Source organism: Acidovorax sp. LjRoot129 (genome assembly GCF_964253765.1).
Classification (GTDB): domain Bacteria; phylum Pseudomonadota; class Gammaproteobacteria; order Burkholderiales; family Burkholderiaceae_C; genus Acidovorax.
This window is the reverse complement of sequence record NZ_CAXUSE020000002.1, coordinates 130,235-154,504: the sequence shown is the minus strand read 5'-3', so window position 1 is coordinate 154,504 and position 24,270 is coordinate 130,235. Positions and strand designations below refer to the sequence as shown.

The following is a 24,270-nucleotide window of genomic DNA, read 5'->3' as shown; positions in this document are numbered from 1 at the left end:
GCCCCGCATGGGTTGAAGAAAAGCTGGTTGCCCAGCCATTGGGTTAGGTCTTGCGACCGGGTCTGCATTGTTGACTCCTGCAGCGGAGGTTCAGCGCCTGAATTACTCAGGTGGGCTAAATGCTTACCGGAGCCGCCAACTGGAGGCTTCGGAAAGCACCCCACCTCACGGTGGGAGCTTCTTGGTGATGGACATAACCTCCGTCAATCGGTCAAACGTTGTGTCCGAGGGATGAAGAGCTATGCCGTCATAGGCGTGCACGTTTGTCCGCTAGCGTTTGAAGGCATTCGGATGAAGTGCCTATTTAGCGGATGGTCCCATGACCATCTTCCTGGTGTTGTGCCCAGCTTCTCGACGCAAGCTTTCGCCTCGCTGAAAGTCTTTACTGGGGAAACCGTTCCAGCAACCTCTACGGTGAAGCAACCGGTCCTGCTGAAGCCAAGCCTCTTTGCGAGCGAGCTCGTGGGGAAGGCGTAGCCGATAACGTGCTGTGCTGTATTCATGAATTGAGAACTCCTGAAAAAGCGAGGCACTACCCCGACGGGGAGAGCCCCGCATGGGTTTAAGAAAAATTAGTTTGAACCGGGTCCTTCGACCAAAAACACATCCCAGTCGGAGCGGCCTTGGTTGTCAGGTTCTTCGCGAAGACTCAACGAGGCATCAATGGCCCCCCGAACGGTCATGCCTTCACACCGACGATGCGGCGTGAGAACTAGACCGTCCACAGCCAAAGCTCGGGCATCACTTGGGAGTGTCGTCACGATGATTGCTGAGTTAAGTGCCTTACGCGCCTTAGTGAGCCACTGGAAGTCCCTAAGGCATCCAGATGCCCCATTGGTCTTCCAATACATCTCGCTGGCCACCCAGGTCAACTGATGAGCCATCACGTCGTCGTAGGTACCCAGCACGGGGCTGGTCCACCGTTTCTCTCTCTTGCCGGCCCAGGTGTATGTGCGTGAATCTCCAGAGAGGAAACACAGAACGAATACATCCTGCTCGCGGCTCAGTGCATCTCCGAGGATGCGCACGGCGCGGAGTTCATAAAAAATCTGAACTGACATGCTGTGCCCCCTTATGCGAAGAGCTCAAGGTTGGAGCATGCCGCTCCGATCTCGACTGGTGCGCCGGTCTTGACGAGATAAAACTCGGAAGGCCCGCTTACTTGCGACAAAAATGTGAGGTTTTCTCGCGTGGTGATGGGAATCTCGAAGGCGACCGAATCGCCGTCCTTGAATACCTTCCATTGAGATTTGTCCCAATCGTGACCGTAGTAGCTGTCGATGTACGCCATCCCGTTTTCGTCCAGACGCTTGTGGGCGACTGCACGGAAGTGTCCAAGCTCAGAACTTTGTCTGACCGGCAGCTTGTGAAGTGCTGCCAGGTAGGCTTCAACAAGCACTTTTTTGCCGCGAAGAAGACGCTGTTCGCTGTGGATCTCCCATGCTGCCCCCTTCTTGAAGTCCCCATAAAGAGAGCGACCACAAAGGCCCCAGGTGCCGTCAATACGTCGCCACTGGGGTTCCCCGCCATGTGTTGTTTCCTTGGCAAAGGTGACGGTAGCGGCCCCAGCGTTGTCGAAATGGTATTTCAGCCAAGTGCTGGACGAGTCAACGACCGGCAATTCTGAAAAACCGAGTTTGATATGTTCAAGTTCATTGATCATGTGTGCTCCGATAGAAAACGAAGCACACAACCCTGCGGTCGATATGCCCCGCGTGGGTTGGTGGTGAACTGGTTGCCCAGTCCGTGATGGATCTACGATCCGGTGCTGCGTTTTAGACTCCTGCAGCGGAGGTTCAGCGCCTGAATTACTCAGGGGGGCTAAATGCTTGCCAAAGCCAGAGTTTCTGCGTTCATGATGATTCCTTTGAGTGAAAAGGAGGCACCAACCCCCGAGGGGGAATGATGCCCCCTAGGGTCGAAAAAACTAACTCGTTTACGTTGGCCCACAGCTGTCGCCGTAAGCCCCTGCGGGAAGTACCCAGTTGTCAGTGAAGATCGGGGCTGTGTAAGTGTGCTGATTTGCAATACCCACCCAGTAGGCGTTTGATGCCGCAGGATAGGGCGTGCCGGCAGCAGCCAGTTGCTCCACAGACAAGCTTCGATGAATCGTTACCTTGAACTCTCGTTCGTGGTTCGCAATCCTCGTGAACTGTCCTGGGGCGATCAGCTTTACGGTTGCCCACTGGTGCTTGTTGCCAAAAATGCAGGATCGGCAACTTGCCCTGCTCCAGCCAATCATGTATGCGACAAAAGGTACCACCCTCCAGCGCTTCATGATCGCCCAGACCTGTTCCTCTTTCCACTTGTGTACCGGGCGCCAGTGATCAACAAACCGTTTGACGCGTGCGCCGTTGCGGTTGTCTTTCCGATGGGGCTCAAACTCGTGGTAGTTGGAACGGGCCTTGGACTCTTCAGCACGCTCGCCGGTGATAACCAGGGTGCGGCCGTCAAGGAACTGAGGGTCATTTGAGATCCACGCATCGGATGCGGAGATTTTCAAACTACTCGAACACCACCTTTGACTCAGCGATGCTGTCACTTGAGGAAATTTCCTGCGTGTGTTGGGCTTGCCTTCCCCCCCTACCTCCATGCGTTTTCCATCCACGAGGAAAGGGATCGATACAGGGGCCGTGGGTTGGTTCTCTCTCAACATTTCCCGTTCGAATCCGCCGATGCGCCAGCTCTGCGAAAAGCGCACACCAAAGGCATGTGCGAACTTTCTGCAGTAATCCGCGGTCACCGGCCAATCCATCAGGCCATCCTTGCCCGTCTCTTCTCCATCAACGTTGTGGTGATGGATCTCGATCAGGTCTTTAGGAACGCCGTTCTCCAGCAAGTGCAGAAACGACGCTACCCCGTCCTTCCCCCCGCTGAACATCACTACATACCGGTCGTACGAAAGTACATCGATGGGATCGGTGTGCGCCTTTGACTGAGGCAGTGTGGCCAGCTGGGTGTCGTACTCGTCCCGGAACATGTCCCCCTGAGTGAGAGATGTTCCAGCGTCCGCTGATCCGCTTGTGTCTTTCAACATTTGTACCTCCGACTTGGAGCAGGACTGAGCCCCGAAGGGTCCAGCCCCGCGAGGTTTTAAGGTCAAGCTGCCAGCGCAGGAATGAAGCTGCGCAGCGCCGAATCGATGTGGGTGTCATCGAGGTAGCTGTACAGGTTTAGATCCCCATCCATCCCAGCGCCGTCGCCAATCCGAAGACGGCTCATGTAGAGCAAATCCCAGCGATATCGCATATCGCGGTTTTTGCAAAGCTCAGCGCGGGGAAAATTGCCTGCGGCATAGGCCGCGCGCCGCTCAACTGTGTCGAATGGCTGCACCGCGTTGCGCAGCGCAAGCAGATCTTCTTGGCGAATTTTCATAGTCATGGTGTGCTCCAGAAAATGCAGACGGAGCACCCCACTGCGGGAATGCTCTTCCCGCAGGTTGATGAAACCGGTGAACCGGTTGGGTTTGCTGAATACCCGGTTGGGTGAGGTCAGCGCCTCTTTCGCTGCCAGCATTACGCGGGACAGTAAAAATCGATTTTCTGAAGCGCCCTCCTCCATCAGGACGCTTGAAAAAACCGCCTTCCCAGGCACCCGAAGGTGCGTGGAAAGGGGTCATGGTTCAGGCTGCAGCGGTTTCCTCGGATTGCTCCGTCTCGTCCATTGCTGCCATGTCGCCGGTCGTGATCTCCAGCTCAGCCTCGATCTCGAATTGCCGCTTGCGCAGCGCAACGAATCGTTCTTGCTGGTCGAACGGCTTTGTAACTTCCACTTGAAGGTCGACCAATTGCTTTTTGAAGTACGCAACACGGGCGATCTTTGACTCCAGCGTTGCCGCCAGGTCATCAACGACGTGTTGAGCATGCGTAAGCACGGCTTGCGGTTTCGATGCACCTGCTGCATCGTAGGTGTGTGATCCTTGGAGCCTGACGCTGTAGTTGTCCTCGCCAGATCTCTGAATCGACACACTGAGCCCCATGAACGAGCCAATCACCGACCAACCGATAGGCGCGTTGATCATGGCTGCACCGACTGCATGTACCGCGTCGGAGACGCATTGCTGCGCTTTTCCGAATACCTTCATGCCTGTGCCTCCAGCGAACTCGTAGTTCTTCACCATCGCCATGTCGGCTTTGATGTTGCTCACCGCGTCGCTTGCACTCTTGATCCAATCCGGCAGGGCTTTGATTTCCCGCGCATTGGACATTTGCTGCCTTTCCCAAGACTGCCTTAAAACGGCCAGCTTGGTCAGTTCAGCGTCAACCCCTGCCCGTTCGAGCACCAGGGGGTTACCAGAGGCAATCGCCACCATTTCCGCATACGACAAGGTTGCTGCCTCTACGTCTTCCATCGTGCGAATCTCGTCATTGCCAACCATCACTTGCGCGATGAATTTAGCCTTGGTCACCAACAGCTGCGCGATGTACGCGTCGAAGCTGGCAGACGTGAGATACGTGAAGATGAAAACCTTCGAGAACATGTTGCCCTGACGCACGATCCGGCCGACTCTCTGCTCCATGTCGCTGGTCCTCCATGGGAGGTCCAGGTGATGAAGAGCAATCAATCGGTCCTGCACGTTCGTTCCCATCCCCAACTTGGATGTGCTTCCCATCAGAACCCGAATGGTCCCGAGACGCACCGCCTGAAACAGTTCCTCCTTGCGGACGTCAGTTTCGTAGTCATGGATGAAAGCGATCTCATCGGCTGGCACACCCAGCTCGATCAGCTCAGACCTCACTTCGTTGTAGGCGGTGAAACCACCCGTCGCGCTCGGCGTTGACAGATCACAGAAGATGATCTGAGCGGCCTTGCTTTCAGCGTATTGCTCCCAGATTGAATGCACCTTGCGTGCGCATTCGTAGAGCTTTCCGCTTTTGTCGGCTGGCGCCGGCAGACCCACCAATCGCACATCCAGTGCGGCCCTTCGGCCATCACCGGTCACCTTGAGCATGTTGTCATCCGAAGGCTTTACACCACCGTTTCGGATCTTCTCCGCGCGCTTCACAAGCACCGCAACATAGTCGCGAAGGTCTTGTGAGGGCTCCACAGACACCGTCTCCATCACTGGAGTTGGCACCGGCAGATCCAGCATCTCGGAAGTCCGGACGTCCGCAACAAGGCGGAACATTGACATCAGCTCAGGCACGTTGATGTAACGGCTGAATCTGCTCATCATGCGATACCCAGCCCCGTCTGGCGCCAATTCAAGCGCAGTGACTGTCTCGCCAAAGTTTGCTGCCCACGAGTCGAAGTGTTGCACTCCAAACTCTTCGAGCATCTGCGGCTGCATGAACCGCATCATGGTCCAAATTTCCGCCGTGGAATTGCTGATCGGCGTTGCCGTTGCTCCGATAAGCCCCTTGCCATCGCCACGCTTTCGCATGACGTACTGAGTTTTGACGAAAACATCGAACGCGCGCTGTGAGTTGCTGTTTGGCAACCCGGCAATGCGGTCCATCTTCGTGAACTTGTATAAATTTTTGGCTACGTGTATCTCATCATATGCAAGCTGATCAATTCCCAGATCTTCGAAGGTCAGCATATCGTCTTTTTCAGACTGTTTGCTTTTCTTCTCCAACCTTACTTTCCACGCCTTCTTCGCCCGCGCCAATTCCTTGACGATAGAGCCCCGTCCGCTGCTACCAAACTCACGAATAGCTGTCTCGATGACATCAAGTTCCTCTTCAATAAACGACTTCATGTAGTCATCGCTTATCTTGATTCCCTCAAAGGTCGAGTGCGTCACGATCACGGCATCCCAGTCATGAACTGCGATGCGCGACAGCATCAGCCTGCGCTTGTCACCCGACAGATCGTCTTTCGACGCTGCCAGAACCTTCGCGTGCGGATATGCCTTCAGGAAATCCCCAGCGAACTGGAGCAGCATGTGGTTAGGTACTACATACATCGTCTTCTTGGCCAGGCCAAGCCGCTTCAGCTCCATACCGGCGCAGATCATCTCCAGAGTCTTTCCCGCACCAACCGCATGGGCTAGCAACGTGTTGTACCGACTGGAAATTACCCGCCACACAGCATCTCGCTGATGCGATCTCAAGGTATATGCATTGGACATGCCCGGCAGCACCAGGTGCTTGCCGTCGAACTTGCGCACTACTACCGAGCGGTAAAGCAGGTTGTATTGCGCAGCGAGTGTTTCCGCCCGCTTTTCTTCGCTCCATAGCCAATGAACAAAAGCCTCCTTCAGCTGATGCTGCTTCTCGCGCGCCACCACCGTCTCTCGGGGGTTGACTACTCTTGAACCATCAATGGTCTTGTCGTAGATCGTCGGCTTGCGTTGGTTGAGCTCAAGCTCCAGAAGGGTTGCTGCGTCCACGCGGCTGGTGCCGAATGTCTGCGTTGCAAGCACCCCGTAGCTCATGCTATGACTGGCTTTCACCGTCCAGGCCCCTACGCGCTCATCAAACTGCACCTCGTTGTGCGAACACTTGAAGGTTTCATCCATGAATTGCACATAGAACCTGGCTGGAATCCACGTCGAGCCCAACCGCGCATTGATTTCTCCGCGTTCAAGCTGACGAGGCATCACGCTTTGCAGCGCTTTGACGTTTCGCTCGTACTCGTCACCAGCCAGTTCCGCCAGCTGCAGCTTTCGCCGCACGTTGCCGGACAGGTAGCTGTCAGCCGAATCCCAGTTCATCGTTTCCGGGTCGAGGTACACCAGCTCCAACGCCGCCAGTTCCTGCATCGCCACTTGCTCATCCTTGCGGACAAGCTCAGCGATTCGGGTGGGCACTACGCGGCCAGATTCACCAAGGACGACTTGCAGGGCTTCCTCGACGCTTTCGCACCGGTCTACCCGCTTAGTCACCCCCATGGTGTTGCGCTCGAAAATCGGCGCTTTGGTTGCCGTCTCCGTCTCAGCATTCCAATCCTCTATCGACAGCAACAACGGCAAGTCAGGGTCCACGCTGAAGGCGCGGCGATTTGCAGTTGCATTGACAGGCCCAAAGGCCAGTACGTGCTTGTCGTAGGTGATGTTCAAGCTGATTCGCAACCTGGCCAACACATCTTCGTTGTGAGTCGCTGTCTGAGCGGCTATGAGGCTGCGCAAACTGTCTCGCACTTCGATCATGCTGACCAAGCGGTCCAGAGACTTGCCGGCTTTGCCATATGGCTTAGCCTTGTCGCCATCTACCTCGTACACCTTGCCATCAATGATGACCAGGCCTGGGCGACGGCGCTCTTCCAGCGTGATTTCAGCTACCTTCTTCCCCTGGTTCGCAGCTTTCACTGCGCGGGGCTTGTAGATACCTTCTGGCAGCTCATTGACACGTTCCATCAGTGCTGCCTTGAGATCCCCAGTGAAGTCGCAAACGACGGACATCCCGTGTTGGCTTGTGACCCCCTTGAGCTTCCCGATGACAGACCGCGGATGTGCTGCAAAGTACCCATTGACGCTGATGCGGTTGTTCCAGTCGCCGCAGATGGGCGAGGATCGCTCCAGCACCCTGCTTTCGAGCCACTGAGGCTCGTTGGCATCCGGCGCCTTGCAGACACGCTTTTGAAAAATCAACAGGTCCGTCGTGACCGACGTGCTTGCGATCTCCTTGAACGTGTCGCGTGGCAGGCGGATGGCTTCCACCAGCTTCGCTTCGCTGCTCAAGTAGGCGCGATGCCCACTGGTCCACGAGTCCATAGTTCCCGTGGACGTGACGACCGCCACCAGCCCCCCTGGCCGCACAAGCTCCAGTGATTTCGCAATGAAGTAGTTGTGCAGGCTGTAGTTGGCGAACGGGACGTTGCGCAGTTCTGCTGACTTCTCTGCTCCGAATGGGATATTGCCGATAACGAGGTCATACCCTCCTGCGGGCAGGTTTGCTTTTTCAACTTCACTCTCAATTACCCTCACGCCGTACTGCGAGTACATGGCCTTCGCCATACGCGCCGACAGGCTGTCGACTTCAACGGCGGTGATGCGGCTCTTGCGTGCCAGCTCCTGCGGCATTGCGCCGAGGAAGTAGCCCACACCAGTGCAAGGATCGAGGACGTTGCCGCCGTCGAAACCCAGACGCTGGACAGCTGACCACATAGCCTCCACCACCATCACTGGTGTGTAGTAGGCATTGAGGCTGCTGAGAGATGCCGACTCGAACTCGGCCGGTGTCAGCAATGATTTGACTTCTTCGTGTCGAGCGGCCCATGCCGTATCGCTTGTAGCGCCGTCCAGTGCCTTCACCAAACCACCCCAACCCGTGTACAGATTGAGGAGGCCTTGCTCTTGCTCGTCGGCGCCCCGCCCTTCTGTCTCCAGCTTGCGCAGGAGACGAATGGCGGCGATGTTTGCGTCGTACTTCGGGACACTGGTCGTGACCGATGCATGATGCGTTGCCTCAAGCACAGGCCACAGAGTGGCTGGCACAGGCTTTGTGGAGTCTTGCTGGGCTGCTTCCATTGCGGAAGACAGAGGCCCAAGGACCACTAACGGATCTTCTTCTGGGGCGAACCCAGGCAACCACATGCACACTTGTGCGATGGCATTGATCTTCATAACTGCCTCCGGGAAAAACCCCGAGGCGCACCGATCCTCCATACGGAGGGGCGCTCCGCAGGGAGGTTGGTAAAAGTCGCTTGTAAGGGCGACAAGGTTTGCTGAATTTGCTCCGTCAGCTCGGAGTTTTGAACCTATGCACTACGCATGGGTGTCGAAAATCGTTTGTCAAAACCCTCTTGTGAGAGCTTTGAGAAACGCCCGCGCAAAGCACGGGGTTTCGTTCGTTCTATCGCCAGCTGATAGAAGCCCCCAGCAGCGAATCGGGACGTCGATTGACTATCCGTTTTGCTGCCTCGTGGGCCTCATCAATGCTGCCGAAGACGGCGGGTTCGGTTGAGAGTCGATCCTGCGTGGAGAGAATGACTCCGTTGGGACCCAGCGCTCGGTCATCGGCGTTGCCACCAAATGCGCGATCACCATCACCCCAATACTCGACCACGATCATCGATACCGGCGAGACACCTTGGGATTGCCACTGCGCCTTGTGACGCTCGACATATTCGGGGTGCTCAAGTCCATGGCGGCCACTACTCATGAGTGCCACTTCCAGACGCGTTCCTGATCACACCGTCAAGAATGTCGGGTACAGCGCTGACGAACGGAGCCAGCAAGCGCAGACTCAGTTCAATAGCGCGAGATCGCTCTTCTAGCGATAGTTCCCGGTAGTCCTTAAAGAGCCCCAGATCCGGGTGCTCTGCGAGAGCTTCAAGGAAGGCGTTCTCCTTCTTCATCCGCACGAACTCAGCCTCCAATAAAGGACAGTTTTCAGGAGCGGCGACACGGAGTTTTGCTTTTTGGCAGGCCAGGTACGTTTCGTTGAGGAACGTGGCCTGGTCTTCAGCGCTGAGCAGATAGGTTTGTCGTCGATCCAGAACCACACGATCAATCCCGTGAACCGCATATCGCGGATCAGTTCTGAGCTGCAGCCGATCAAGAATCTCCTGCTCATACGCGACAACTACTGGTCGAATCGTTTCTTCCAGTGCCATTGCGACGAACAGCTCCTCGGCGGCATCGACCATTGTTTTCGTGTAGCCGTTGGGGAATTTCGACATGGGTATCTCCTAAGGAAAAAGGGAGACACCCCCGCCTGGGAGTTGTCCCCCAGGGGTTGAAATTGAAAGCGGCTTACACCATCAACGCCTTGAAGGCGGAGCTGAGGTAGTGGCCGAGGTGATTGCCGTGTGCGTCATACACGCTGAATACCGACTCACGTCGACGTGAGGAGAAATTCATGGTGCTTGCTGAGAAACGAACACCGACCACCGAGCACTCACCGAGCACGTCCGGAACCTGCAGCCCGGCATCAAGCAGGAGCTGCACATCCAGCACGCCCGTCTTGAACTGGTTGGCCAGGTCATGAGAGCTACTGTTCGGGTGATCGTGGAAACGCTTTTCAAGGTCCGCACGGGACAAGAGGAAGCGGCCTACTGGCTGAGTGATTTGCATGAAGATGCTCCAAAAAAAATGGGGCACCTTCCCCATCCGGAGTTAAGTGCCCCGGTGGGTGAAATCAAAACGCCGTCAATGTCCAACATCCAGCCAATACGGCAGGGTTGGGCTATGACGACACGACTGTCGCGGGCTCAATCAGCAGATCGAGGCCCCAGGTTCATAAAACCAATGGCTCCTTGTTGGGGCCATTTACCCATCAGGACAGAGCCCTGGTGGGTGAGAAAAATCACGAGTTGCCTCGCGATTCATTTACTGCGTTTTTAGACTCCCGAGTACGGAGTTAAGTGACGCAAGCATAGCTGGCATCGACAAATTCTTGGGGTGGTGGCTCTCGGTTGAAAGCCCCACACCAAAAACTCGTTTGATCGTTCTCACCTCGCTCTCACCGGCGCCCAATTAGAGCTCCAGGTCGAGTTCGGCAATGATGGTGTCGAGCACTGGCATTTTATGTCCGAAGCGGCCATGAAGATAGCACCGCGTTACTGCGATTTTGTAGTCAGCTCCCGCGCCAACATAGACCGCCCCCTTGTTGTCCTTGGCCTTCGCCAACACGGTCCCATCGGCCAGACAGTCAAACGATGGTCTGATAGCGTCGATCAGCACGCCGGCACTTTCCCACCTGGTGGTTGGTGACCAGTCAGACAACAATCCAAAGAGCATTTGGCTTTTGGCAACGTTCGCCTCCAGCTCAGTTTCAAAGAACTCTGTGACCCGGTTTCGGAGACGCTTGCCCGTGTGGTCGATGTAGGTGATGGACGGCAGCGCTGCCCCGGTGGTGCCGTCCACTCCATAGCGGACCACCTTGATCGGATAGACGTTCACACGCTGGTTATCTTCGTCAGACTCGTTGACGGTATCCCAGAGAGTCAAGGGGAGGACTCGCTCCCGCATCTTGCTGTCAGACATGTTGACAGGCTCGCGCAACGGCATCCCCTGCGATACAGCAGAAGCCCAATCAAGCGCAGCAAGGGGGGCATCAGAAATCGGGATGGTTATCAACTTGGCCATTGGGATTCTCCACTCACACAAAACGCAGACAACTCATCCTCCGCCATCGTATCGGCTTGACATCAGAGCTCACCAAAAGCCGCACAAAAAGTGCACCATTCCATTTGGCTTTGGGGTTGTCCCTTATAGAGGGACAACTCCAAAACCACCTGCTCCATCGCGAACCCACCGTTAGCAAACGGTGGGGTCGGATGAGGTCAGGAGTTCAAGGGGTTTTGGCGCGTCAGAACACGCTCAAAAATGCGTGCCACACGCTGGCCGAACGGCACTCGCGGCGTGACATAAACATGCAACCCATTTGGAAGCGGGTTAACGTAGGTCAATCCGGCTTCGCGTTTTTTTTGAAAAGAGATCATGGTGTTTCAAGAAAAAAACCAAGTCACCGCCCACCGGGCCGTGACCCGGAGGGTTTAAGTAAGTGAGCAACGTTCAAGGAACGCCGCCCTTTCACATGTGGCTTACGCAGTAGCTGGCTCCGCAGCAACCTTTGCAGCTTGCGGAAAGCCTGCCTTGAGGATGCGATCAGCCGCCGAGAAGATGCGCCCCGCACTCTTCTTCAGAACATCACGTGATCCAGCGTGGCCAAGCCAGTGCTGAACATAGCCCCGAGATTCATCAAGGCCAGGCAAGGACAACGCCGCGCTGCAAAGAAACGCGACTGACTCCGCCTCCACCTCTTTCACGGCTCTGTCCAAATCGACCCCGCAAACAAACTCCTCGTCCTCTCCATGCATAACCACATGCGCAATTTCGTGCAGCAGGGTCTTCAATGGATGTGCAGCGACAGGAGAAATGGCGACGGCCTTGCGCTTGGGTTGCGCATAGCCTTGCATGTTCCCGTCGACCTGCCGATAGGGAATCATGCTGATGCCCAATGTCTCAAGGGCCAGCGTCTGATTCCACAAGGGCTGAGTTTCCGTTTCTTCATCAGATCCGGCTTCAGTCTGCTCTTCAGCGCGGGGGTCAACCTGAGTCTGCGAATATGCAAACCAGTTGTTGCGCATGACAAAGATGCGGCGAGGCATTCCGTCTTCGACAACAGTGGCTTTCTCATCCGCAGATGACTTCCCACTAAGGGTAATGGGCATCCACAGGCCAATTGCCTTCTGTCCCTTCATTACCGAGCGACCCTTTTTTTTCCACGCGTTGAATGAGGCGATTGGACCAATATCCACCTCACGTTCGCACAACTGGGCCACAGCCAGCGCCTGGTTGCCCAAGCTGTACTTGTGAAAAGCCCAGTAATAGTCCCCTAGTTTACCCGGTTGAGTGAGAATCGTTTCTAGCAGCATCAACCAGTCGGGTCGGGTGACTTCTTTCTTTTCCATGATGACTCCACAAAAAGCGAAGACACCCTTCCAGCGGAAGTAGTGTCCCGCTGGACTAAAAAAACACTGACGAGACGTCAGTGCGGTGTTGCTGCGTTGTCTTTCGACGAGTGCAGCGGCCTCTTTTTACCGGCCATTACGGCGAGGGTGAAAAACTGTCTTTATCGATGGGCGCTGGATCAACGCACATGGAAAAAGCCCCTGCAAAGCCGAAGCTTCACAAGGGGCAGTCAACTGAAAGCTAAGCTCATGCGGAAGCATGAACATCGATATCAGTGGACGGGCTCAAAACCTCCAGAAACAGGGGGGAGTCCTTCGAATCCCATACCTGGAGTCGAAGGCAGATCTACCGGTACAGCTGGGGGCTTGGCGGCAGGAACCTTGCGCGTTGCGCGAGGCTTGGAGGACTCAACGGCTGTCAGTCGAGCGGACATGTCTGCTACGACTTTAGACAGCTTTTGGATTTCCTCGTTTTGAGTGCTGAGAAGGTCGATCAACTGTTTCGTTTGATCATCGACTTTCTTCGCACTCTCAAGCGACGGTTCCTGTTTGGAACCAGTCTCATTTTTGGGTTTCGGTGCTGCTGCCGGTGTGCCTCGCATCTTTTCAGAGATGAAGCCCATCAGCTTGAGGCCGCGGTCGAACACATAACCAATCGAACCAACCAGCGCCAAGAAAAACAAAAACTTGTCCATGATGCACTCCAAAAAAAAGGAGGCACCGTTCCCGTGTGGGTAGATGCCCCCACAGGGTAAAAAACGCCAACATGAGCTGACGTGACTAACGCTGATTCACCTTTCGGCGAGGAACAGCAACCTCTTAAAGCCACACCATTACGGCGAGGGCTAAAAAAGCAGACTTTTCTAAAGACCCACATGGATTCTTAGAAAAGCCCCCGCCACTGTTGCAGCGGAGGGTTCCGGATCACGGGTTATTCAACCGCATGATCCTGTATAGCCACAGCTCGCACACTGATCGCATCCGTTGTATTTTGCAACAGAGTTCAGCATACATTCCGGACATTTTTTGCCACTCATCGGCTTCACTGCAAAGCGCATTGCCGCTTGATGAGCTTCCCCTTCGGGAATCGAGTCAGTCGCGCCCAAGAGTTTGCCGCTTTCCGGCAAGATACCCAGCCGTTGGAAGCGATACATCAGGAGATGCGCGACATAGGCGATGGTGGACGGATAAGAGGCTTGCTTTGTGCTGCCAGGCACCTTTGCCAGAAAGTCTCCCTTCGGCTCTTTGTACGTAAGCAGTTTTTGCAGCTTCATTCCAATCCATGCAGGGTCGGTGATTCGCATGTCGATGGACAGGAGCTTGCAGAGCCCGTCGAAGGCAGCAGGATAGTCACCTGCAAACCACACGCTGTAAGGACGGTTCGATCCGTTGGGCATCTCCAGCTCCTTGACGAACAACACGAAGTCATCGCCTGTCGCTGGGTTCTTGACGTCCACCGTCCAGGAAAGCGTCCCCTCTGGACCCGCCTTGGGTTCCTTGCGGAACATCATCGAGTCGATCAAATCGCTGGTGCTTTCGCTGTCGAGCCACCCGATCTTCTCCGTGTGGTACTGCACAATCTGTGCGAAGGCAGAGACCACACCCGGCACGTCGCGCTTCTCCCCGGTGGGAGGCATGGACATACCAAACGGTTCGCCCACGCAAGAGCGCAGAGTCTCCAGTTTGAGCCTCAACCACGCTGAATCGAAGGATCGCATGTCCATCGAGAGAGTCTTGGCGATAGCTCCAAGGCCGCGTGGGGCCTCGGCACCGTTGACCCAAGTCTCAAAAGGGTGGATGTAGTCCGCCTCATGGTGCCCGACCATTACAGCGAAGTCACCCTGAGGGTTCTCCACCATGTAGGTATATGCCGGGTTCCCATCCGGCATGTGAGGCCGGTCCAACCAGCGAAGTGCGTTCATAACCTTTGCAGGCAGAGACGCAATGCGCAGGCGACGGTCAGGGTCCACTTCCTCCGGTTCAGCTGGCTCTGCTGCCGGCTGGCCAGGGGCGGTGTCGGTCGACACAAGGATCTGCCCTACTTCGCTGTTCGGCCGGTAGGTTGTGAGGCCCTTGAGCCCCGCAATCCATGCATCCATGTAGAGCGACTCGAAGTCCTCAAACGGGTAGTCTGCGGGCAGATTGACCGTTTTGCTGATCGCAGCATCTACGTATGGGGCCAGGGTCTTGACCATTTCAAGGTGGGCCGTCACATCGAGTGTCTGCGCCGTCTCAAAGTAGTCTGGAAGCGGCCCACTGGAGCCATTGAGCATGCGGTACAGCAAGTACGCCGGATTTGCCCACTCGATTTCCTTGTGGGAGCCGTCGGCCTGCAGCACCTTGCGTTGATAAGTCATACTGAAAACTGGCTCGCAGCCGGAGCTGCAATTGTTACCAAAGCTCAGCGAGCCCGTGCCAGTCGGCGCAAGCGCCAGCAGATGACTATTGCGGATGCCGATCTTGCGGATCTGCATCTTGAGGCTTTCAGGGAGTCGGCTCGCGAAAGTGCCCTCTCCCTTGATTGAGACGCCCTCCAGGTACTTGTCCGGATCGAACAGTGGGAAAGCCCCACGTTCGAGTGCCAGCTCCACAGAGGCCTCGTACACGGTATCGCGCAGGGTACGCATCATTCTTTCGGCGAAATCGCGGCCCTCGGGTGATGAGTACCGCAGTCCCATCATGATGAGAGTGTCTGCCAATGCAGTAATGCCAACCCCGATGCGACGCTTGTTCATTGCCTCCTGCTGCTGCTCAGGCAATGGCCAGGGAGTCAGATCCAGGACGTTGTCCAACATACGGACAACGACGGGTGCGATTCTCTGGAACCCTTCCCAGTCAAAATCCGGCGTCCCTTCCCATACCGAAGTCCGGACGAAACGCGAAAGCACCAGGTGGCCCAGATCGCAGCATCCGTAAGGCGGTAACGGCTCTTCGCCGCAAGGGTTCGTAGCCTCGATCTGCTCGCAGTAGCGAAGGTTGTTGTCTGAATTGATGTGATCGATGAAGACCACACCAGGCTCCGCGCGTGCGTAGGTCGCACGCATGATGCTTTCATACAGCTCCTTTGCTCGGATGGTGCGGTACACCCACTGGCCGTCACTGCGTTGGGTTGCCCCTGCAGCAATCTGGGTGGGCGACGGCTTGGCGCTATGCACCAGTTCGAACTGCTCGTCATGGCAGACGGCGTTCATCAATTCATCAGTTACTGCAACCGAAAGGTTGAAGTTCTTGAACGGTTTGCGATCCGCGGCCATGCCGGGATCATCAACGCGCTTGCAAACGATGAAGTCCAAAATGTCCGGATGGTCACACCTAAGGATGCCCATCTGTGCGCCTCGGCGCGCACCAGCAGAAATGACCGTCGCGCACATGGCGTTGAACACTTCCATGTAGCTCAGCGGACCGCTGGCATAGCTCTTGGTCTTTTCGATCCACGAGCCTTTCGGACGGATCTTGCTGAAGTCATATCCAACACCACCGCCGAGACGCATGGTTTCTGATGCCTGCGCCGCAGCTTTCATGATGCTGGGTTGTCCCTCGTGGGATTCATTCAGCGAGTCGTATACGGGCTGCACAAAGCAGTTGGCCCAGGTAGTTTTCAGACCCTTCACACCCGCAGACGCATTGATGCGCCCGCCAAGTACGGTGTAGTCGAGTGCTTCACGAAAAACGGGTTCCAGCGAGTCCGGCTCAACCTCGTTTTCCGCGAGCGCTTTCGCAACTCTGTCCAGCACCTGTTCCGGAGTGGATTCGTTGTCTCTCGCGTACTTTTCAAGAAGGATTGCACGCGAGCAATCTTGCAATTCAACACCCATGCGGGTGACAGTTTCCATTTCCATGATTGACTCCATCTTGTGTGTGAGGCTGAGAACAAACCCATTCAGGGCTTCCCAAAGCCACCCGCAATGAGGGGCTTGGGGAAACCCTGAAAGGGCCAAAGAGTTCCAACCCACACACGGAGTCGTCAGTGCTGCAAGCAACACAGGCCAGCCGGGGTGAACCGCTGGCTACGGCTGGTGTTTATTTCTCCAGCAAAGAACTTGAATCCCGGTCATAGACGCGAGATAGCAAAAACTTTCCGCATCACACGACAACCATGTGATCTGGAAAGCCCGCCCCGGAGGGGGCGAGTTTCATTCATCGGAATCTCCCCGAATAGGTGAGCTAAGCCGTCTGAGCACTGACCAGGCCAACCTCATCGCTGAGCCCGCATAGGGACCAACGAATTCGGGTGGCTGGAGTGCTGGCAAACGACGAGCTACACAGGCGACATGCTGTCGTACGCCCGGATCAATCGCAAGCTGCCCCACCATGAATTTCCGGTATTCGCCGGTAAATCCTTTAGGTGGAGAGAAAGCGCCACCGGCACCCGGCGTGGTATCGACCAGGTTGAGGTTGACGCGACCGTATTTCATGTCGCATTCCTCACGCGGCTTTCAGCATGGCAAGGCGTACGGATGGGAGGCTTGGAAAGCCGCCTGCGCCGTGGACTCGAAGCACATCCATCCAATCAAGTGATTTCTCACCTTGAGGAATCTCACCTTGCGGTGTGATGGCCATTGCCTTGATGTTCTTCTCCCAAGCTCGCTGAACAAGCTTGCGAGCTGCTTCTTGGCCATGCCCTTTCGGATGCTGCGTGGTAGGCAGGTCCTTGTCCGAAAACACGATCAGTGTCTCAACACAGCTTGGTATCTCCAGAGACTCCATCAGGGTGGCATTTACCGTTGCCCACACTGGAAATCCTGAACCCTCCATAGCTGCTAGAGCCGTCTCGATGCCCTCAGCGACTCCGAGCACCTTGCCAGGTTTGGCAAGACGAATGGCGGCACCGTGGATGTTTCTGTCATCCGGATACCCCATCAGTTTCTTGACGCAATCCACATCTGCCTTGTTGCCGCTCTCATCGAGATAAGTGCGGTGCAAGGTGACGGGTTTACCGGTCGGGGACAACACTGGAGCAACGATCCCGGGGTGATACCCGGTAATCTCTGTGCCATTGTGGTATGCCAACCTTGGGTGGAAGAAAAGTCCGCCTGTCATGGGCCGCTTGAGCCCCCGGCGGGCCAGGTACAGCCTGCCAGGTTCAGCACTGCGATGCGTCAGGGGCACACATCCTTCCATCACTCTGTTGAGTGACCTCACAAGGGCTTCATTGTCCTTCGCAGGGGCCGAAAAGTTGGGCGGCATTTGAGCGATTCGAGGTAGTAGAACGCCACCGGATTTATCACCCGTCAGCAATTTCATGACCTCTTCCATCGTCTCGCGAGCAGTCCAGCCGTTGACCCACATCAGCGTCGCAAAGCCGTCCCCGTGATTACCACAGGTGTTGCAGAGCGAGCGTCCGTCCTTGACGTAGGAAGGCATCATTCGATACCCGTCAGTTCCGCCATGGACAGGGCAGCTTACGTGCCCTTTTGAGCGCTTTTCAAGCGCAGGGGTGAGCAAGGGTGCGAGGGACTGGAACACGAAATCCCAGCGCCCCTCAGCAGTCTCCTTGGCCTTTCGCCAGCGCTCATCCCAGTACGCTTGCCATTCGGCCGGCGATCTTTCTCTGGTTCTCATTCGACTCTCCTTAGTACGCCCAAGCGGGGCATACCCAAATGCCCGAGAGGACACTTGGGAATGCCCCGACAAGGGAATGGGGTGAACCAACCGAGAACCCCCAACCGGGGATTCCCGGAAGGGACTGAGTGAAGCGGCTAGACCGGAGGGTCTAGTTCAGAAGCGCAGTGGAGCCCCGTTGAGCGCATCGTCGTTGTCGAACTGCGATTCTGGGTATCCACGGTTCGACCCTTGCGTATTGCTCTGGGTAACGTGCGCGTGCCGCTGGGTGTTGGCGCTAGCTGCTGGAGCTTGGCGCGAAGGTGAGGGCCGACGTTGAGCTGCCAGGTCAGGTGCAGGCGCAGGGGCGGCGGGTTTTTCAGAACCGCTGTCCTTCGTGCGTGAACTATCACCCAACTTTGGGAAGACGGTCACCTTCGTCGCATGCACCTCAGTGAAGATTCGGTCTTGCGTACCGGGAGAGCTAGCGGGCACCTTGCGGGTCCGCATTGCTCCCTCGACATAGCAAGGACTGCCCTTCTCTGCGTATTTCTCAAGATACTCAACCGATCCTTTCTCGCGCACTACCACGCGATGCCATTCGGTGTGTTCTCGCAGTTCCGTAGTTTGACGATCACGCCATTTGTCGGTGGTTCCGATGCTTAACGTGGCGATGCGGTCGCCACTTGGAAAGGTTCGGATCTCTGGCTCGCTGCCCAAATATCCGAGCACTCGCATTTCATTGACGAACAACATGCTTTCTCCTGGTTGCGCAACTTTCCACCCAGCGGGTGTTGAGTCGCTGGGATTGACGTGTATTGCGCACTACGCGCGATCACCGTCGGAAAGGGGGCGGTCAGCCCCATCAAACAATGCGCTCAAGGCGCCGTACCTTCTGAGGAATCATCACAGTCTGTTCGACCATCATGAATTCGTTGAGAAGTTGAATGAACGCGAGGCGCGTCGTATCGCAAGCCTCATCGAAACTTCGAACCAGATCGAGTCGGTTGCGAAGCTTGTCCATCGACCAGTCAAGCATTTCCTCGCGGCTGACGCCGTGATCAATGCCTGAACCCAGTGTGCGGGACCAGAGAAGTGGCTTTTTCAGATTCGTTCTCGGGGCTCGACACACGCCGCACAGGCAGGCACTTGAGGTGACAGCCTGGTAATTCAGCTGACCGCAACGCGTGCAAGTGCTTTTGTAGCCGGGGTCATAAACCTCTGCTTCAAAGAGCACCAAATGCCCATGTTGACGGCCCTGTGGGAGGATCTGGTACGCGCCGTTCATGTCTTTCTGGAACGACCTCAGGGGAATGTTCAATTCGTCCCAGTAGTCATCAACACTCATGATTGACTCGGCTTTGTCGCACTCAGTGCGGGTAAGGCCAAGACGATGCAGCTTCACGTTGTGTGAATAAGTGGTGATGGTATTGATGGATGAATTGGTCGAATAACGTGGGTGTCCCGACAGAAAAGCGGCAATGCCTTCTTTCGTATTTGGTACAGCCTTTTGGGTGAAATACATGCGGATCTCCTATGAATGAGGAGGCATGCATCCCCACGGGAGTGCAAGCCCCCAGTGGGTTGATATAAGTGCCAAGTGTCTTGAGGTGGCGTCCTCTTTTACTTTCAGTCATTACGACTGGAAGATAAAACTGTGCTTTTCGCTGAGCACTTTTCAGTGCTCACTGAAAAACACACCCAGCCGAGGCTGGGGTGTTTAAAAGCTTCAAATCAACCGGTTGGAATCTTCGAAGCGCCGCAGAGCGGTCTCGTACCAGAAGTTCAACTCGTCGATGTCGCGGCCTGAACAGAGCTTCTGCCCTTCCAGATACAACTCGTTGAGTTCCTTCTCTTGCTTAGCCTTTTCCATCTTGGACTTCACTTCTTGCAAAGGCGACGGTGCCTTTTGCTGTTTCGTGGCAGTCCTCGGTGCTGGGGCTGGAGCTGGAGCTGGCGGTGAAGACTTCGCTTGCACAGGTGCCGGCGACTCCTCAGGTGCGGTCGCTTGCTCGGCGGGATCACGGCCTTGAACCGGTGCTTGAGCTTGCCTAGCCGATGGGCGTGGAACAAAGCTTGGGCGCGGTCCTGCAGCCTGTCTGGCCTGGGCTGGAGCAGCTGCTGGTGGACCAGCCTCGCTTCTTGCAGCCATCTGCTGACTTTCGTAAGCAGCTTGGAACGGCGGTGGCTCGTAAGCCCCGTCAGCGGCCTGACTCAGCGTCAACCCCTGGCTGACGCCAAGGTTTGCAGCCGTGTCCAATGCCAATGCTGTGTGCATGTCACTGGACATGGGGAGCTTCCCGCAAAGTGAGCGAAGTGCCGTTTTAAGGCCCATGGCTACATACTGGTCGATCCATGGGGTCGCTTTGCCTTTGGCGAGTGCAGATTGGTACCCACGGCTTTCATTCCGGATCTTGTTGATCTGGTGAATGCTCATGGCGACAAATGTGCGCAAGCCTGTCGGCAACACTGCTACCGCGTAGAACCCGATCACCTCACCCCGTTCATCATCGGTGGCGGGAAACCCGCCGTCGTGACAAAGAGGCTCATGGATCAGTTCCCGATTCAGTCCAAAAGACATTTTGAACAGATCGGATTGACGCACTTCCTGGGCATAAATGTCCTGGACGTATCCAGACTGACGAACCAGTTTCATCAAGCCTTTGTAGCCTGGGATCAACTGGCATTCTTCGCCGTAGGGGACCAAGAATGCTTCGCCGTTCTGCCCGATTTCAAGCCCCAACTGGGAGGCCTGGATCACGGAAGCCAGCAAGCTCAGGGGCGTACACCCTTCCAACGCCGGATTTCTCCGAAATGCTGTGAGAGCGATACGCATGATGCGTTCGACACCCAGATGCTTGGGAAGAGCCTTGAGCACTGCCTCACGGCTTTGCTCCAGCAGGTCGGGAAAGGGGATGTTGTTGAGTGCTGCCAAGGGCTGGGACGCCTGGGCTGCGTTTCTGCGGATGTGCAAAAGTGTTTGGCTCATGGTGAAACTCCTGTTTGACGCGGAGACACCTTCCCATTACGGGGGTGGTCCCCCGCTTGGGTTTAAATTATCAAAAAATGCCGCTCATCGTCAGGCTGTCAAACCGATCTGACTTTGAGCTTGTCGAATATTCCATTCGCTAAGGTCGATCTCCTCTTCCTCACCGAAAGGTTGATATCCTGGCCAACTATCATTTTCCCGACACCACTGCAGCAATTGCAGGGCCATTCGGTACTTGGTACGGCCTACCTCAATGCTCTTTTGGCCCATCCTGTAGAGAGCTACACCATGAGGTGCGGCCGACTCGACACAGAGGAAGTAAAAGGGCACTGAGCGTCCAATTGCACGCTCAACTGCATCCGAATAGAAAGCAGCCTGTACGTCATATCCGTACGTTCCAATAGAGCGCTTGAACTCATCTTTTGACGCGTCCGTCGTGGTCTTCAAATCCACGATGGCAACTATTCTTCCGTCCTCATCAATAACGATGAGATCGCAACGAATGCGGCACATGATGCCCGTTTCATCGTCCGTCCAGAAGTAGCTTTTTTCCGTGACCGCTTTGATCTTCAGGGATGCAGCTCTTGCATGAAGGTTGAGCTTTGACAAGATGGCATTGACAGCCGCCATGTCCTCCGCGTCGATCAACTCGCAGCCAGTGTCGGCCATGAGTTTTTCCCATTCCTCAGCTTCCACTTTGCCTTGCTTGGTGCGCCGGTCGAGTTTCGGAGCCACTTTGTAGTGGGTAGAAAATCGCTCAGGCTCAAGGTATGCGCAATGTAGTGCTGTGCCGAACTTGAGGGTCGGCGTGGGATTGAAGGGTGCGGTTGTGTAGTGCTTGAAGTGTTCTGGCGAACGCAGAATTCGCAGCAAGGCAGAGTGCCCCACTACATCTGGGTCCGAATGGTATTCCGTAGCTGGAATATCAATGAACACCTCAACCTCTTTCATCGATTCCTGAGCAGGAAGAGCGATGAAGTTTTCCAGATCTTTCATTGGGATCTCCTTTTACGGAGACACCATTCCCCCAGAGGGCGTGGTGCCCCTTGAGGGTTGAAAAAATCACTTTCGTGATTGCGAATGCTTTTTGCCTTGCGGCGGGGCAGCTAACCACTTTGACATCGCTCGATTACCGAGGGATGGACAAATCTTTTAGATGACCTCAACCAGAGGGCATTTAGAAGATTCCCGCCACTGCACTGAGGCAGCGGCGGGTTGATCCTACGCAGCTTTTTTCTGAACCATTCCGGCCGCTCGCAGAGCGTCCTGCACTTGCTTACGCGTTTGCGGGGAAACGGTGTTTCCCTGCTCACGCAAAGTGTTGTGCAGAGTGCCTGCATCGCGGAAAGAGACGGCATTGAAGATTCGCTGCAAAGTGTGTTGGTAACCCATAATTCGATTGCTCCTTAACCCCAGACCCTGCGCTTCGTAGCGATAACGGGCTTGGCGATGACGAGAGCAGCAAACACACACATGGAAAAAATAGCTACAGACATGAAGACTCCTCGAAGGTTGATGAACCCACGAGTGCTACATGACAAAAATTTGTCAGTGGCACCCCGCAGGCCACAGAGCTTTCAAAAGGAAAACTCTCTGGCCTACGGGGTGACCACAAAATGGAAAACCACTCCCCAACCGAAGTTAGGGAATGGCTTTCAATTTGATTAACTGATCATGTCAGCAATTGCTGTCACGAAACCAGTTTTGTACAACACACCACCAATAGCACAGCAAGCAGCAACAACGATCATGATGAACTCCAAAGGAAAACCCTTGAGCACACCAATCCCCTTGGGATTGATGTATCCCAAGGATGTTGAAAACCTCACATAGTGAGGACTTGCACTGCACAACCAGGATGGTTGAACAATGTTCTGCACACGCGACAAAACTCAGACTCCAATACGGCGTCAGTTTTTATCGAGTGTGAAAATACCGGCCTGCATCACGCAGGGCGGGAAGAGAAGCCCTTCTGGGGTCAACTCTTCAGTTAGGTAGATGCCAAAGAGGCACAGATTGCAGCGTGTAGCCCAGCTCAATCCCAACGGGAGAGAGTTCAGGTCTTATACGGCGCCCAATCCAACTGCAATTTCCCGCAGTGTGGGGGTTGGGAGCCTCGCTCCAAAAAGATGCTTTTGCATCAAGGAACGCGCGGGGCGTTCAAGTTTATGAATTCACAGACAGCTTGAAGCCGACTGGTTGAGCACGAAGCACAACTACTGGGTATGTTGATGAAGACCAGCTCTGCATTGAAGAGGAAGGCATTACGCGCATCACTCTAAGGAGCCTCGATATTACCGAGACCGCTGAGCGCAAGTCAAGCAGCACAACATCGTTTTTTTCAAAAAGTTTGCAGGGGTTCGAAAGGTGCCGATTTTGCGTGCTTTTCGAGGGTGTTTCGCTAGTACGCGATGGCTACCATGAATTCACCGTTGTCCCACACTTTTTTGGAGGTATTTATGGCGGCTATGCCCAACGATATTGCTGCATCACAAGCGGATGCATTGAACCCATCACTCGCAGTCGCCGACGGCGCAGCCCCCGTTGCGGAGGCAGCGAAGCCTCAGGCGAAGAAACCCAAGGCCAAGAAAGAGGGCGCACCTGCCACTGGCGAGGCATCTGTCGCAGCGGCCGAGCCCGCCGTGCAAGAAGTCAAAAAAGCTCCTGCTCAAAAACCCGCAGAAGCCAATGCGCCGAAGAAGGAAAGAACGCCGTGGTACATCGAGCGTTCTGAGCGCCAGCTTCGTCAACGCGACAACCAGTCGATTGTCTTCATGACCAAGAAGCTTGTGCTGCAAAGCCATCATGCACAAGACGTGCTGGAACGCACCGGCAAGAACTGGTCCGAAGCGATGATCACGCTGTCCGAGACCATGCGCAACTTCAAACCGGAAGATCAGTGCGTGGTCGTAGATGCCGAGGTTGACCGCCTCATGGAGGAATGCCTGAAGTCCATCAAGGCCACGTCTGTCCGCCTCAATGCCACCGCTGATTTGCACGGCATTGACATGGACAGCGTGGAGATCGAGTACACGAAGCCCAAGGAATTTCTGCTGAAAATCCTGTCTCCGCGCGAATACCGCTTCCATGCGCTGCTTACCGAGCTGGACAGCCTGTGCGCACTCCTCGACAAGCTGTGGCTCATGAAGTTGGTTCCTGATCGCTCGCGCAGCCAAGTGCCTTTCGAGACTAAGCGCCAAATCATGCGCCTGGTCAACCGTGTGCGCACCCTGGTTTACCGCGCGCAGGCATCTTCTCAACGTGCCGGGGCTCGCGACGCGACCGACCCACGCGTGGGCACCGTGCTCGACCCTAACGTTGCGAACGCCCCTTCAACTTCTACTCTGGAAACGACGGACGGCGCCGGCGAAACCCAAGCGGTTCAAGCCGATAGCACGGAACACGTCGCGACTGAAGCCGCATAAAGATTTGCAGAT

The 24,270-nt window shown here is 55.5% G+C and carries 20 protein-coding genes; 1 reads left to right on the top strand and 19 read right to left on the bottom strand.

The window, feature by feature from the left end:
• Positions 1–572 precede the first annotated feature (572 nt).
• The 19 genes from ACSQ3Q_RS25235 to ACSQ3Q_RS25145 form a co-directional block, all read right to left on the bottom strand.
• Positions 573–1,061 carry a hypothetical protein gene (locus tag ACSQ3Q_RS25235; RefSeq protein WP_436137215.1) on the bottom strand — a complete coding sequence of 163 codons (489 nt, stop codon included), beginning with the start codon at positions 1,059–1,061 and terminating at the stop codon, positions 573–575.
• An 11-nt stretch (positions 1,062–1,072) separates the two neighbouring features.
• Entirely contained in the window at positions 1,073–1,663 is a 591-nt protein-coding gene (locus ACSQ3Q_RS25230; RefSeq protein WP_436137214.1) for a hypothetical protein, read from the bottom strand.
• Between the two features lie 273 nt (positions 1,664–1,936).
• A complete protein-coding gene (locus ACSQ3Q_RS25225) occupies positions 1,937–3,037 on the bottom strand; it encodes a phosphoadenosine phosphosulfate reductase family protein (RefSeq protein ID WP_436137213.1) in 1,101 nt (366 codons plus the stop codon).
• Between the two features lie 62 nt (positions 3,038–3,099).
• Positions 3,100–3,561 carry a hypothetical protein gene (locus tag ACSQ3Q_RS25220; RefSeq protein ID WP_436137212.1) on the bottom strand — a complete coding sequence of 154 codons (462 nt, stop codon included), beginning with the start codon at positions 3,559–3,561 and terminating at the stop codon, positions 3,100–3,102.
• A 61-nt stretch (positions 3,562–3,622) separates the two neighbouring features.
• The gene (locus ACSQ3Q_RS25215) at positions 3,623–8,509 is read right to left on the bottom strand and encodes a DEAD/DEAH box helicase family protein (protein ID WP_436137211.1); all 4,887 of its coding nucleotides are present in this window, start codon (positions 8,507–8,509) and stop codon (positions 3,623–3,625) included.
• A 229-nt stretch (positions 8,510–8,738) separates the two neighbouring features.
• Positions 8,739–9,047 carry a hypothetical protein gene (locus tag ACSQ3Q_RS25210; protein WP_436137210.1) on the bottom strand — a complete coding sequence of 103 codons (309 nt, stop codon included), beginning with the start codon at positions 9,045–9,047 and terminating at the stop codon, positions 8,739–8,741.
• Positions 9,040–9,567 (bottom strand): hypothetical protein, encoded by a 528-nt coding sequence (locus tag ACSQ3Q_RS25205; protein ID WP_436137209.1) that lies wholly within the window; start codon positions 9,565–9,567, stop codon positions 9,040–9,042. The genes ACSQ3Q_RS25210 and ACSQ3Q_RS25205 overlap by 8 nt, the downstream gene beginning before the upstream one ends.
• A 73-nt stretch (positions 9,568–9,640) precedes the next feature.
• Positions 9,641–9,961 (bottom strand): hypothetical protein, encoded by a 321-nt coding sequence (locus ACSQ3Q_RS25200; protein ID WP_436137208.1) that lies wholly within the window; start codon positions 9,959–9,961, stop codon positions 9,641–9,643.
• A 402-nt stretch (positions 9,962–10,363) separates the two neighbouring features.
• Positions 10,364–10,975, bottom strand: coding sequence for a hypothetical protein (locus tag ACSQ3Q_RS25195; RefSeq protein ID WP_436137207.1), 612 nt, complete (start codon positions 10,973–10,975; stop codon positions 10,364–10,366).
• Positions 10,976–11,172: 197 nt separating this feature from the next.
• Positions 11,173–11,331, bottom strand: a complete 159-nt coding sequence (locus ACSQ3Q_RS25190) for a hypothetical protein (protein ID WP_436137206.1) — start codon at positions 11,329–11,331, stop codon at positions 11,173–11,175.
• Between the two features lie 102 nt (positions 11,332–11,433).
• Positions 11,434–12,303 carry a hypothetical protein gene (locus ACSQ3Q_RS25185; RefSeq protein ID WP_436137205.1) on the bottom strand — a complete coding sequence of 290 codons (870 nt, stop codon included), beginning with the start codon at positions 12,301–12,303 and terminating at the stop codon, positions 11,434–11,436.
• Positions 12,304–12,575: 272 nt separating this feature from the next.
• Complete coding sequence (locus tag ACSQ3Q_RS25180; RefSeq protein WP_436137204.1) at positions 12,576–12,998, bottom strand: hypothetical protein; 423 nt, start codon at positions 12,996–12,998, stop codon at positions 12,576–12,578.
• A 240-nt stretch (positions 12,999–13,238) separates the two neighbouring features.
• The gene (locus tag ACSQ3Q_RS25175; protein ID WP_436137203.1) at positions 13,239–16,142 is read right to left on the bottom strand and encodes an adenosylcobalamin-dependent ribonucleoside-diphosphate reductase; all 2,904 of its coding nucleotides are present in this window, start codon (positions 16,140–16,142) and stop codon (positions 13,239–13,241) included.
• Positions 16,143–16,436: 294 nt separating this feature from the next.
• A complete protein-coding gene (locus ACSQ3Q_RS25170; protein ID WP_436137202.1) occupies positions 16,437–16,718 on the bottom strand; it encodes a hypothetical protein in 282 nt (93 codons plus the stop codon).
• Positions 16,719–16,728: 10 nt separating this feature from the next.
• Positions 16,729–17,865: a DUF7146 domain-containing protein gene (locus ACSQ3Q_RS25165; RefSeq protein ID WP_436137201.1), complete on the bottom strand. Its 1,137-nt coding sequence runs from the start codon at positions 17,863–17,865 to the stop codon at positions 16,729–16,731.
• Between the two features lie 156 nt (positions 17,866–18,021).
• On the bottom strand, positions 18,022–18,600 hold the full coding sequence (ssb, locus tag ACSQ3Q_RS25160) for a single-stranded DNA-binding protein (RefSeq protein ID WP_436137200.1): 579 nt from the start codon (positions 18,598–18,600) through the stop codon (positions 18,022–18,024).
• A gap of 109 nt (positions 18,601–18,709) precedes the next feature.
• The gene (locus ACSQ3Q_RS25155) at positions 18,710–19,369 is read right to left on the bottom strand and encodes a hypothetical protein (protein WP_436137199.1); all 660 of its coding nucleotides are present in this window, start codon (positions 19,367–19,369) and stop codon (positions 18,710–18,712) included.
• Between the two features lie 204 nt (positions 19,370–19,573).
• Positions 19,574–20,833: a recombinase RecT gene (locus tag ACSQ3Q_RS25150; RefSeq protein WP_436137198.1), complete on the bottom strand. Its 1,260-nt coding sequence runs from the start codon at positions 20,831–20,833 to the stop codon at positions 19,574–19,576.
• A gap of 90 nt (positions 20,834–20,923) precedes the next feature.
• Positions 20,924–21,829, bottom strand: coding sequence for a PD-(D/E)XK nuclease-like domain-containing protein (locus ACSQ3Q_RS25145; RefSeq protein ID WP_436137197.1), 906 nt, complete (start codon positions 21,827–21,829; stop codon positions 20,924–20,926).
• Between the two features lie 1,436 nt (positions 21,830–23,265).
• On the opposite strand from ACSQ3Q_RS25145, the gene ACSQ3Q_RS25140 reads away from it, so the two are divergent.
• Positions 23,266–24,258, top strand: a complete 993-nt coding sequence (locus ACSQ3Q_RS25140) for a hypothetical protein (protein WP_436137196.1) — start codon at positions 23,266–23,268, stop codon at positions 24,256–24,258.
• The last annotated feature ends 12 nt before the right edge of the window (positions 24,259–24,270 follow it).